Source organism: Rufibacter aurantiacus (assembly GCF_017916345.1).
Lineage (GTDB): Bacteria > Bacteroidota > Bacteroidia > Cytophagales > Hymenobacteraceae > Nibribacter > Nibribacter roseolus.
Genome location: NZ_JAFMSV010000005.1, coordinates 227,452 through 238,770 on the forward strand (window position 1 = coordinate 227,452; position 11,319 = coordinate 238,770).

Annotated in this window: 9 protein-coding genes; 6 read left to right on the forward strand and 3 right to left on the reverse strand. The window is 49.9% G+C overall.

The features are described from left to right. The first annotated feature begins 56 nt into the window (after positions 1-56). Positions 57-209, forward strand: a complete 153-nt coding sequence (locus J3P34_RS19850) for a hypothetical protein (protein ID WP_210490386.1) — start codon at positions 57-59, stop codon at positions 207-209. Between the two features lie 25 nt (positions 210-234). Here J3P34_RS19850 and J3P34_RS19855 read toward each other — a convergent pair whose 3' ends face one another. Both J3P34_RS19855 and cysM read right to left on the reverse strand, forming a co-directional pair. Further along, the gene (locus tag J3P34_RS19855; RefSeq protein WP_210490387.1) at positions 235-858 is read right to left on the reverse strand and encodes a TlpA family protein disulfide reductase; all 624 of its coding nucleotides are present in this window, start codon (positions 856-858) and stop codon (positions 235-237) included. Positions 859-919: 61 nt separating this feature from the next. Continuing rightward, the gene (gene cysM / locus J3P34_RS19860; protein ID WP_210490388.1) at positions 920-1,798 is read right to left on the reverse strand and encodes a cysteine synthase CysM; all 879 of its coding nucleotides are present in this window, start codon (positions 1,796-1,798) and stop codon (positions 920-922) included. 466 nt (positions 1,799-2,264) lie between these two features. Between cysM and J3P34_RS19865 the strand changes: the two genes are divergently transcribed. Beyond that, positions 2,265-3,749, forward strand: coding sequence for a tetratricopeptide repeat protein (locus J3P34_RS19865; protein WP_210490390.1), 1,485 nt, complete (start codon positions 2,265-2,267; stop codon positions 3,747-3,749). Positions 3,750-3,999: 250 nt separating this feature from the next. After that, the gene (locus tag J3P34_RS19870) at positions 4,000-5,136 is read left to right on the forward strand and encodes an AI-2E family transporter (RefSeq protein WP_210490391.1); all 1,137 of its coding nucleotides are present in this window, start codon (positions 4,000-4,002) and stop codon (positions 5,134-5,136) included. A gap of 187 nt (positions 5,137-5,323) precedes the next feature. Here J3P34_RS19870 and J3P34_RS19875 read toward each other — a convergent pair whose 3' ends face one another. Next, positions 5,324-5,674 carry a hypothetical protein gene (locus tag J3P34_RS19875; RefSeq protein WP_210490392.1) on the reverse strand — a complete coding sequence of 117 codons (351 nt, stop codon included), beginning with the start codon at positions 5,672-5,674 and terminating at the stop codon, positions 5,324-5,326. A 649-nt stretch (positions 5,675-6,323) separates the two neighbouring features. On the opposite strand from J3P34_RS19875, the gene J3P34_RS19880 reads away from it, so the two are divergent. The 3 genes from J3P34_RS19880 to J3P34_RS19890 all read left to right on the forward strand — a co-directional run bounded on the left by J3P34_RS19880 (position 6,324) and on the right by J3P34_RS19890 (position 11,309). Then, positions 6,324-6,830, forward strand: a complete 507-nt coding sequence (locus J3P34_RS19880) for a cupin domain-containing protein (RefSeq protein ID WP_210490393.1) — start codon at positions 6,324-6,326, stop codon at positions 6,828-6,830. A gap of 865 nt (positions 6,831-7,695) precedes the next feature. Next, on the forward strand, positions 7,696-9,354 hold the full coding sequence (gene glgP / locus J3P34_RS19885) for an alpha-glucan family phosphorylase (protein ID WP_210464406.1): 1,659 nt from the start codon (positions 7,696-7,698) through the stop codon (positions 9,352-9,354). Positions 9,355-10,082: 728 nt separating this feature from the next. After that, positions 10,083-11,309: a multidrug effflux MFS transporter gene (locus J3P34_RS19890; RefSeq protein WP_210490394.1), complete on the forward strand. Its 1,227-nt coding sequence runs from the start codon at positions 10,083-10,085 to the stop codon at positions 11,307-11,309. The last annotated feature ends 10 nt before the right edge of the window (positions 11,310-11,319 follow it).

Sequence of the window (11,319 nt, forward strand, 5' to 3'; positions counted from 1 at the left end):
CCTCTTTTTTTAAAACTGGCTTAAAACCAGAACAACCGGAAACGGGATTGAGTAGGGTGGAGATGATAGAGGAGGAAGTAGATACAGCCCGGCTATTCTCAGCCTTGTCGCTGGAAGCCCAGGTGAAAGGCGGCGGAAATGAAACCGTCTTCCTCATCACCAACGAGAACATCATGCCCTTTCTGAGGAACCTGAGTTTCGTTTCTTAAGAGTTAAAGAGGACCATATTACCCTTTATTTGGCAAGTTTTACCAGAAAATCCCGCATCTCCTGCGTGTCATACTCCGCCATCCCTATCTGTTTGGACACGATTTTGCCTTCTGGTGAAAGGATAAACGTGGAGGGGATGGAGGGGCTGTCAAATTCCTGGGGTAAGGGACTGGCCGGAAGGAACACCGGGAAAGTATAGCCTTTCTTTTGGATGTGTTTCTGCACCTTCGGCAATCCTGCCTGGTCCACGGATAGCATCACAAAGGCAATTTTATCTGAGCCTACTTTCTCGTATAAACTTTGGATGCTGGGCATTTCTGCCACGCAGGGTGGGCACCAGGTGGCCCAGATGTTCAGAAACACTACCTTACCTTTCAAACTCTCAAAGGAAACAACCTTGCCGTCCAGGGTGGTCAACTGGAAACCGGCTCCTGCCATCTGGCTTGTAGGGGAGAGGTCAGTCCCGGCCATTCTATCTGGGGTGGTGCCCTCGGGAACATCCGCCTTTTTGAGTCCGGTGGCCAGCAAGAGCCGCTGTAATTGACCAATGGCCTCGGTGTGGAGCCCCGTCAGGTACAAAATCCCGAAGATGGCCAGAACAATAGCCCAGCCCGGGATATTGCGGAATGAAAGTCCTTGCTTGTTCATATGTATTTAGTAGCCTCTTTCCCTTTTTCTTACACCACTCCTTAAAAGAGTTGGCAAGGTTTTACTCAAATAGGTCGGTGCTGAGGTAGCGGTCTCCCCGGTCGCAGACAATAAAGACAATCACGCCTTCCTCCAGTTCCTGGGCTACCCTGATGCTGGCTTGCAGCGCGCCGCCGCTGCTCATGCCGGCCAGAATCCCTTCCTCTTTGGCCAGCCTTCTGGTCATCAGCGTAGCTTCCTGTTCACTGATGTCCAGGATGCGGTCTACCCGCGCCGGTTCATAAATCTGGGGCAAAAACTCCGGCGACCAACGCCGGATGCCTGGGATGTTGGAGTTGGGGCCGGGCTGGGTGCCCACAATCTGGATACTAGGATTCTGTTCCTTCAGGTACCTGGAGACGCCCATGATGGTGCCCGTGGTGCCCATCGCCGACACGAAATGGGTTATCTGTCCCTGGGTGTCTCGCCAGATCTCGGGGCCGGTGGTTTTGTAGTGCGCCAGGAAGTTGTCTGGGTTAGAGAACTGGTTCAGGAGGTAATAGCCCTGGTTTGCCGCCATATCCTCGGCCAGCTCGCGGGAATATTCAATGGTTTTGGCAGAAGGGGTCAGAATCACCTCGGCCCCGTAGGCTTCCATGCTTTTTACCCGCTCAGCGGTGGAGTTGTCTGGCATGATCAAGGAGATCCTGAGCCCCAGCGCCTGCGCGATCATGGCCAGCGCGATGCCCGTGTTCCCGCTGGTGGCTTCTACTAGTTTGTCGCCGGGTTTTATGTCTCCCCGGTCCAAGGCACTTTTGATCATGTTATAAGCCGGGCGGTCTTTTACGCTGCCCGCCGGGTTCTGGCCTTCCAGCTTGGCGAAAATCCGCACGTTCTGGGAAGGAGAAATATGTTGAAGCTCCACCAAAGGGGTGTTGCCAATCAGGTCAAATAGGGTCATAGGTTCTCAGGTTGGGTAAGGCGTACGTTGCACCAGCGTCCATGGATCAAGACCATGGTGCTAATGATGCCGCTGAGTTTGCCTCAAAGTTAGGAGGGATCTGGAAATTACGCCTGTTTAGCGGCTGGTTTTAGAGAAACAGTGGGAAAACAAGGAACCGAATAGAAGGGAGCTTTACCCTTCTTTCTTTACCTAAGGGATTAAATTTGTATTATTTTTAAAGGTCAATGATTTCCTATAAAGATAAAGATACTGTCCTAAGTTTAAGAAAATCAATATTTTACTCAGGTGGTAAAGACGAAATAGTTAAATTTAAGTAAGAATTGAACCTCTCTGGCGTTGGTATGTCCAATCCATACCTTCCTGCTCCCAAGTTATGGCTGGTTAAGCCGTAAATGTCCGCCCTGATAGGCTACACGCATACGCCGTGTCATCTGTATCCTTTCTCTTTCAATTCTTGAAAATCATGGGAAAACCATCACATTACCATTTTCTCCTTTCCTGTCTGGTGTTGGGCCTGCTTTTGCTCAATACTTTGCCTACATGGGCCCGGCAGGAAATGGAAGCCCCCATCCCCATCACCACCAAATCTGCTGAGGCCCGGCAGTATTTCAACCAGGCCCGCGTCCACATGGGCAACATTCAGATCTACAAAGCGGCCCAGGCCCTGGACAAAGCCCTGCAACTGGACCCCGATTTCGCCCTGGCACATATGCTGAGGGCCCAGGCCGCTGGACCAGACCGGCAAAGTTTCAGGGAGCACTACAACAAAGCCCTGGCCCTGAGGGAAAACGTATCGGAAGGCGAGCAGCTGATGATCTCCGTGATGCAGGCCAACGTGGAGAACAGGCCGGAGGAGGCGATGAGCAACCTGGATAAACTCGCGCAGCGCTTTCCCAATGACAAGTACGTGCACCTGATGAACGGGCAATTCGCCATGGGCCGTAATGATGCGGACAAAGCCATCACGCACTTCTCCAAAGCGGTGGCGCTGGACCCTAATTTTGGGGCCGCTTACAACCTATTGGGGTACGCCTATACCAGCAAAGAGGATTATGCCAAGGCCGAGGAGGCGTTCAGAAACTATATTAAGGCGGCACCCAGGGAGGCGAACCCCTATGACTCCATGGGCGATTTGCTGACCAAACGGGGAAAACAACAGGAAGCCATCCAGAACTATAAGAAAGCCGCAGCCATGGACCCCGAGTTCAACGTCTCCCTCACCAAAGTAGGGCACAATTACCTATTGATGGGCCAACTGGACGAAAGCCGCAAAGCCTACCAGTACGCAGAAAGCAAAGCACCTACCTACACCGACAAAGTGGACAACATCATGGCCCTGGCCGAGTCTTACCTCTTTGAAGGCCGCTACAAAGAAGCTTTGCAAACCTCTGATAGGGGCATAAGACTGCTACAGCAGCACAAGAACTACAACTACCTGGCTTGGGCTAGTCTGGAGCAAGCCGAGATCTACATCCAGATGAATGACCTGGCCAAAGCGAAAACCTCCCTTGCTCATCTTAATGCTGCCCAGAACAGTCCTGAGCTAGCTCCTTACCAAAAAGCCAACCTCCAGCACCATCAGCTGTTTGTGGAAGCCTTGATCGCAGCCAAAGCCAAGGATTTCGCCCAAGCCAATGCCAAAGCCGCAGAACTTAAAGCGAAGGTGGATGCCTCCGCCAATGTTGGTCAAATGCAGAATTACCACAAACTCATGGGTATCATTGCCTACCAGCAGGGCAATATGAAAGAAGCCCTAACCCACCTGGCAGAAGCTGACCAAAACAATCCCCGGGTGCTGTATTACCAATCACTGGCCGAAGCCAAATCAGGTAACAGCGAGAAATCTGCCCAACTAGAGAAAAAACTCAATACTCTAAACGAGCCCGGCCCCGAGTTCGCCCTGGTGAAAGCCTCTATGGCCAAATCCAAGCTGGCGTCTAATAAGTAAGCCGGGTTTGATTGATAGGTACAAACGTGCAAAGGCAGCCCACTTTCAATTAGGTAGAAGTGGGCTGCCTTCGTATTACTTCATAAGAACCGTGAATGAAAAATATGGAGTTGTCAAGTACTGCCTTTTGAATTCCTGACCTAATGCAATGGTTCTGTTGCTTGGCACTTAGAAGGTAAATGCCAATCCTTCTAAATAGGACCGGGTATTGCCTGGGAAACATTCTCGCATCTTTCAAGTAAACCTTGCTATGACTGCTTCAGAACCGTTTTACAAGAAAAGTACACTGGTATTATTAGGTATCATTCTGCTGGTGTACGTGATGCATATTTTGGCTGATATTCTGGTACCTATTGCCTTTTCGCTTTTATTGGCTATTCTGCTCAACCCTCTGAACAGCCGCATTATGCGCCTGAAGGTACCTACGGTTCTCTCCATTCTGCTTACGCTGCTCATTGCGGTTATCATTTTGGGCATTATCCTGTATTTTCTTTCCGCCCAGATCATCCAGTTTGGCGAGATGATGCCTGCCCTTAAGCTGAAGTTTACCCAGATCCTTACAGACCTGCAGAACCTACTGCAAACCAAATTTGGGATCAGTATCCAGAAGCAAACCCAATTCCTGAAAGACACCGCCAGCAGCGGGAAAGCCCTGGTGGGCCAAACGGTGAGCAGTGTGCTGGGCGTCTTCAGTTTGCTTTTCCTCATTCCGGTCTACATCTTTCTTTTTCTCCTGTATAAACCCCTCATCCTGAATTTCCTTTTTGAGGTGTTTTCCACGAAGAATACCCATTCTGTGGCGGAGATTCTGCACGAGACCAAAGCGGCTATTCAGAGCTACATTGTGGGCCTGCTCATAGAAGCCTCCATTGTGGCGGTTCTGAACTCCGTGGCGCTCCTGATCTTAGGGGTGCCGTACGCAATACTGCTGGGTGTTATTGGGGCTATCCTGAATATGATTCCTTACGTGGGCGGACTGATCGCGATTACGCTGCCGGTTTTGATGGCAACGGTGACCCAGGACGGCTACTCAACTCAGTTGTTTATCATCGGGGCTTACCTCCTGATTCAGTTTATAGATAACAATGTGCTGGTGCCCCGCATTGTCTCCTCCAAGGTGAAGATCAACGCCCTGATCTCGGTGCTGGCCGTTTTGCTGGGAGGCGCCTTGTGGGGCGTATCTGGCATGTTCCTGTCCATTCCATTGGTGGCGGTACTTAAAATCATCTTTGACCGGATTGAGGACCTGAAACCCTGGGGCAGAATACTCGGGGACCAGATCCCAGACAGTTACCCGGGTCAGCTGTCGCCTAACACCAGAGTGCCTGATGTGCCGGATAGGATGGAGAAATATGTAGATGCCGAGGACCGGAACGAGAAAGGGTAGGCGGGAACCGAATGGATGGTTGGACCAGTACCTCAGTTCAATGATCCCGGGTTTGCCGCGGTTGGAAATGTTTCCCGGGTTGTTATTCTAATCAATAACTAAATGCTCAGCAGGGGAGTTGGTGTAAAGGCATAAACGCCTTTCCCATCGTGATTACAAAAGGGCTCTTGAGAGCAGATCTTAAAATTTAAGCAGCGGAGATATTAAGGAAAGGGAACATATCCTTCATCTTTTCCTTAAAGGAATGAAAAGCCCTCAAATACAGAAAAAGATCATTCTTAGGGCTATTCTGCATGTTCTCCGCCTCCAGAATGAGCGAATCAAGATGCCATGTCACACCATCGGTATGTTCAGCATCTTCTGGGATAGCGTTTTCGCGCAGGATTTCTCTGTAGGATGTAGCCACCAATAGAACTTCTTCTATGGCTTCGCCGCGTTCATAAGCTTCGGATTGAAGCAAGTATAGCAGTTTCCCAGCTATTCTGGCGTCTAAGTATTCAGGAGTTCCTGCTGAGGGTGAGTTGTAGAAATTTCCCATGGATTTTCCTCTCCATTACTTTTAATTTTCTCTTACAAAGATACTTGATTGAATTGTGATAAAAATTTCATTATTCAAACAATGTAGTAGCATCTATTAGGTAGATATTGCCCTGCAAGTCACTGCTAAAATCATTGGAGGCTTCTTTCTTCTTCTTCTGAAAATCAGAAGCTAATTATCATGCAAAACCAAGGCGTCCTTATCTGTAAGTATTGGTTTTTGCTCTGAAATAAGTGTTTTTTAGACGTCATTGTTCATGGCCGGTGTGAAAGACTTATTCTTGCAGGCCTTGATTTTAAAGTTTGGCAAAGGTAGAATTTACCAAGTGTGGTAAGAGCGATTGGGATATAATATCAGGTTTTAAAAATGGGAAAATACCTATGGTGTGGCCTTGACTGTGCTATGTTGTTTTTTTATACTTATTGCCGATAAATGGCAAAAGATTTTACCATTTTATGAATCTGCCCTTTCACACTTGTCAATAAACCAATAATGACGACCTAGATACGTTTTTTGTTTAGGGACCGGTTTTTTGAAAGCAGCCCTAAAGCAGTAGAAGGCCCAGGTAGCCCATCTTCGAAAAAAATAATGTGGTTAATTAATAATGCGCTATTAAATTAGCCGCTGTACATCTATACCCCAATGCACTATGTCTGCTACTGAAGACCAGAAACAAGCCCTATTTCAAGAGATAGAACAAGAACTGACTTCCAAGGGATTTACCGTGGCCAGTCAGGACCAAACCAGACCCTGGGGCGGCTTCTTCGTGATTGATGAAAACCAGGCCCAGGAGTTTGCCGATACTTACTTTGATGGGATCTCCGTTGATGACCTTCGGATATCGGGTAAACTTAGCCCCAAGATTCTGGTAGTGGCCCCTGAGAAGCGGCTTTCCTGGCAGTACCACCACCGCCGGGCCGAGATCTGGAAAGTGGTAAAAGGAAAAGTAGGCGTGGTTACCAGCCCCACCGATGAAGAAGGCCAGCTGCAGCGCCTGGAGCCCGGAGCGCTTATCACTCTAAAACAATCTGAGCGTCACCGCCTAGTGGGCTTAGACGAGTGGGGTGTTCTGGCGGAGATCTGGCAGCACACCGATGCCACCAACCCGTCCAACGAAGACGATATCGTTCGCGTGCAGGACGATTTCGGCCGATAGGCTGATCCATATTTATTGTCAGAAGTTATTTGACGATTAAACAGAGCCATTGGCAAGCTTTATCCTTGCTGATATTTCTTTCTTCCCTGGTTCTAGTGGCAAGTCCTTGACCAAATATTTTAACGCCTCCGTTCTGGGGCCGATTTCATGAAATCAGCCCCAGAACGGAGGTGCTCTTTTTTTAAAGGGTAGGAGCTACGGTTTGTTTTACTGGTGCTACCTGTCTAGGTCAATAGTGAGTTCACGCACAGCAGAACCTCCGTTGTTTCTTTGTTTCTAAGTGGGCAAGGTAATCTGCGATGATGCTGAACAGTGCCGGTTTGGCCTTAAGTGCATATACTGCGTTTTAAGGCCATTTTTTGCCAAAGGCAAGTAAGTCAATCATCGCTTACATATTGGAGATCAGCCTTGTAGGGAATAGGCATTCTGCGGTATTAGCCCGAGTTTGCTCTATTCATCTTCCCGGTAAAATGAAAAGTGTTATTTGGCCCAAAGTTGCCCATCATCTTGATTGGACTGGGAAACCGCGGCAGTGAGTACCGCGTCTGTGTGTAAGAACCGATTTAGGAAAAACCTTCTAAAATGGCTCTTTTAAGGCCAAAAAGCTGAATGAGCCGCATGGCGGTTATCCTGGTCTACTTCCCTGCAGAAGGTAATAAGTATAGGTTATGGATGTAATTAAAGGGTTTCTCCCAAACTGTGGGTAAAGAAATATTGAAGTATTTGTTTCTGAATAAGATTATAGCTAGTATTAATACGCATTTTCCTTGCGGAGCTCTTGTACAGGTTCAGAATATGGTACAGGAGTTACTTAAGGCAAATTCAAGCGTTCAGAATTGTTTTACCCATCGTCGGCCCACATCATATGGCAAATTATAACAAGTGGTATCATCCGTATACCATTAATGAGAAGTACAGTGAGCGAGTGGCTTACTTCAGTATGGAGTTTGCAATCCATCAGGCCCTGAAAATCTACTCGGGTGGTCTGGGGTATCTGGCCGGCTCGCACATGCGTAGCGCCTATGAACTGCGGCAGAACATGATTGGCATTGGCATTCTCTGGCGGTACGGGTACTATGACCAGGTGCGCACCGATGACCAGATGATGGGGGTTCAGTTCCAGAAGAAGTATTATGCGTTCCTGGAAGATACAGGCATCATGGTGCAGGTAACCATCCATAACAATCCGGTTTGGGTCAAAGCGCTGGTACTGCCCGCCGAGGTTTTAGGGACGGTGCCCATGTATTTCCTCACCACCGATATCCCCGAAAACGATTTCCTGAGCCGCACCATTACGCACCGGCTCTACGACCCTGAGCTACCCACGCGCATCGCGCAGAGCATTATTCTGGGGATTGGCGGGGCCAAAGTAGTGGAAACCCTGGGCGGGGCAGCCATCTACCACATGAACGAAGCCCACGCCCTGCCTTTGGTCTTCCACCTGTTTGACAAGTACCGCGATATCCATGAGGTGAAAAAACGCATGGTCTTCACCACGCACACTCCAGAGAAAGCCGGAAACGAGGAGAATGACGTGGATCTGCTGGCCAAGATGTCTTTCTTCGGGCCGTTGCCCGTGGAGGAGGCCCGGCGTATTTCCGGCACCTTTGGTCCCAGCCTCAACTACACGCTCACGGCGCTGCGGCTGGCCAAAATAGCCAATGGGGTTTCTAAACTGCACGGCGATGTCTCCCGCGAGATGTGGTACGGCAACGAGGGCGTAAGCGAGATCAGATCCATCACCAATGCCCAGAACATCAATTACTGGCAGAACACTTCCTTGCGACAGGCCTTGGAGGCCAATGATGATGAGCGGTTGGTGCAGTTGAAGTGCGAGATGAAGAAGCCGCTCTTTGACGTAGTGGCCGACCAGACCGGGAAGCTCTTCAAGAACGATGTGCTTACTATTGTCTGGGCCCGCCGGTTTGCCGCCTATAAACGCGCCGATCTGCTGCTCTATGACCTGCACCGCTTCTTTGAGCTCATCAACCGCGAGGGGCAGCCCGTGCAGGTGATCTGGGCCGGAAAGCCTTATCCTTTTGACTACGGCGCCATCAGTATCTTTAATAAACTTATTGAGGTCTCTCACCAGAAAAAGAACGTGGCCGTTTTAACCGGCTACGAGTTGGATCTATCCGCCAAACTGAAACAAGGCGCAGACGTCTGGTTGAACACCCCAAGACGTCCAAGGGAAGCATCTGGTACCAGCGGCATGACCGCCGCCATGAACGGCGCCATCAACTTCTCAGTGCAGGACGGCTGGATTCCTGAGTTCGGGAAGCATGGCGAGAACAGCTACCTGTTCCCAATAGTGGACACCTCCTTGCCAGACTTTGAGCAGGACCAGATAGATTACAACAACATGATGCACATTCTGGAGACAGAGGTAATCCCGGCTTATTATGTTGACCGCAAAAAATGGGTGAGCATCATGAAGCAAAGCATGCGGGATGTAACGGCGTATTTTGGGTCAGAAAGGATGGCGGATGAGTATTATCATTTGCTTTATCAGGACGGGAAATAAGGTTTAGTTTTAGCGTTTCTTTTACAAGGGTGTTTGAAAAGGTGAAAGCCTTTTTGGACATCCTTTTTTATTTTGTAGGTAAAATGTGGGGGTGTTATGGGCATGCGTAGTCCGCTTTCTCTTGCGTGGGGCCGCTGATTGCGTGGGTTCAATCACTTTATTGTTGCATAGCTAAGCTCCGTGCGCTCACGGCCGCGAGGCCCCGCCTTCCGGCCTCGCGCTGCGCCAGCTTCCTTTGCTCCTTTTAGTCGCAATGCCTCACGGCACCGGAACCTGGCAAGGCGCTCAACCGAAAGTCTGGAAAAGGAAATGCGCCGGCAAGGAACGCCTCAGACCCCACATGTTTTCCTAAACCTGTGAGGTCTTCTAAATACTATGACATGGTTCAAGTCTACGACTTGGACCTACTATGGTCGGCAGTTTGCAACCGCCGAGAGGCGTTAGCCTCAATCCACATTTATGTCCTCTTTCTGCCACTCACTGGTTTCTACCTTATTTTTATCATAGCAGAGATTTCCTGCAATAATGGCAAAGAAAGGTGTTTTTTCCTGTAGGCGCCATCATTCTATTTTTACCTTGATTTTTCTAAAACACCCTCAAAACATTGGGCCTATTGTGGATGATACCCGTAAGTAAAAGCTGGTTTCACAGATGGTACTTGGTACAATGGGGTTTTCTGGGTGATTGGCCTGGATAAGCCGTACCTTTGCCTTCTTTGGCTTACAGTTATGACGCGTAAACAATATTTCCTTATAATCCTGATTCTGGGTTCCCTCTCCACCATCAGTCCCTTTTCCATTGACATGTACCTGCCGGGCTTTCCGGCAATTGCCGAGGATCTTCAAACCACCATCTCTACCGTTCAACTTTCCCTTACGGCCTATTTGATTGGGATCTCCGCGGGGCAGTTGCTGTACGGACCGCTTCTGGACCGTTTCGGGCGGAAGTATCCCTTGTACGTGGGGTTGGGCGTGTACATACTGGCCTCCATTGGGTGTGCTATTTCCACTTCGCCCGATATGCTCATTGCCATGCGTTTCCTGCAGGCCGTTGGCGGATGCGCGGGCATGGTGGCGGCGCAAGCTTTGGTAAGGGATCTGTTCCCGGTTACCGAGACGGCCAAGGTTTTCTCCTGGCTCATTCTGGTGATTGCTGTGTCGCCCATGATCGCGCCCACCGTGGGGGGTTACATGACGGCGGCATTTGGGTGGCACTCGGTGTTCCTGGCTTTGGGCGGCATTACCTTGTTGATTCTGACCGGTATTTTCTTTGCCTTACCCGAGGGGAAGCAGCCAGATTCTTCCATGTCCCTAAAGCCCCGGGCGGTGCTAGGTAATTTCCTCACTGTGCTGCGGAATCCCCAGTTCCTGGTATATACGCTGGTGGGCGGCATTGCCTCGGCTGCTCCCTTCGCATACATCTCCGGCTCCCCTGATGTGTTCATGAACATCTATAAGGTAAGTGAGCAGGAGTACGGCTGGATATTCGCCATCCTGTCGGTGGCCATGATTGGGTCGCCGCAGTTCAACCACATCCTGTTGCGGAAACTCAGAAGCGAGCAGATCATTAGAATGGGTCTTCTGTACCAAACCGTGGTGGGCACCCTGATGGCGGTAGGCGTATATGCGGGCTGGTATGACAAACTGGCCCTCATCATTGTGTTGTTTCTCTTTTTACTGGGGCAGGGGCTTACCGCACCCAATGCCTCGGCTTTGTCTCTGGCACCATTCTCCCGATTCGCAGGTAGCGCCTCGGCGTTAGGCGGAAGCTTCAGGATGGGCATCGGGGCCTTGGTTTCCGGAGCGGTGAGTTTGCTGCATAACGGCACGGCCTTGCCCATGGTGACAGTTATGACTTCCTGCACGGTTTTGGGCATCCTGATTTACTTTTTGGGCCAGCAAAGCGCAAAGGAATACCGGAAAGCCGAATTGGCCGGTGCGGTTCCTGAGCTGTAAAGCTAATACA

What these genes read in the sequence shown, in the direction of transcription:
- J3P34_RS19880 (WP_210490393.1), top strand. Translation starts at nt 6,324, where the DNA reads ATGTCTGCTACTGAAGACCAGAAACAAGCCCTATTTCAAGAGATAGAA.
- J3P34_RS19870 (WP_210490391.1), top strand. Translation starts at nt 4,000, where the DNA reads ATGACTGCTTCAGAACCGTTTTACAAGAAAAGTACACTGGTATTATTA.
- cysM (WP_210490388.1), bottom strand. Translation starts at nt 1,798, where the DNA reads ATGACCCTATTTGACCTGATTGGCAACACCCCTTTGGTGGAGCTTCAA.
- J3P34_RS19865 (WP_210490390.1), top strand. Translation starts at nt 2,265, where the DNA reads ATGGGAAAACCATCACATTACCATTTTCTCCTTTCCTGTCTGGTGTTG.
- J3P34_RS19890 (WP_210490394.1), top strand. Translation starts at nt 10,083, where the DNA reads ATGACGCGTAAACAATATTTCCTTATAATCCTGATTCTGGGTTCCCTC.
- glgP (WP_210464406.1), top strand. Translation starts at nt 7,696, where the DNA reads ATGGCAAATTATAACAAGTGGTATCATCCGTATACCATTAATGAGAAG.
- J3P34_RS19855 (WP_210490387.1), bottom strand. Translation starts at nt 858, where the DNA reads ATGAACAAGCAAGGACTTTCATTCCGCAATATCCCGGGCTGGGCTATT.
- J3P34_RS19875 (WP_210490392.1), bottom strand. Translation starts at nt 5,674, where the DNA reads ATGGGAAATTTCTACAACTCACCCTCAGCAGGAACTCCTGAATACTTA.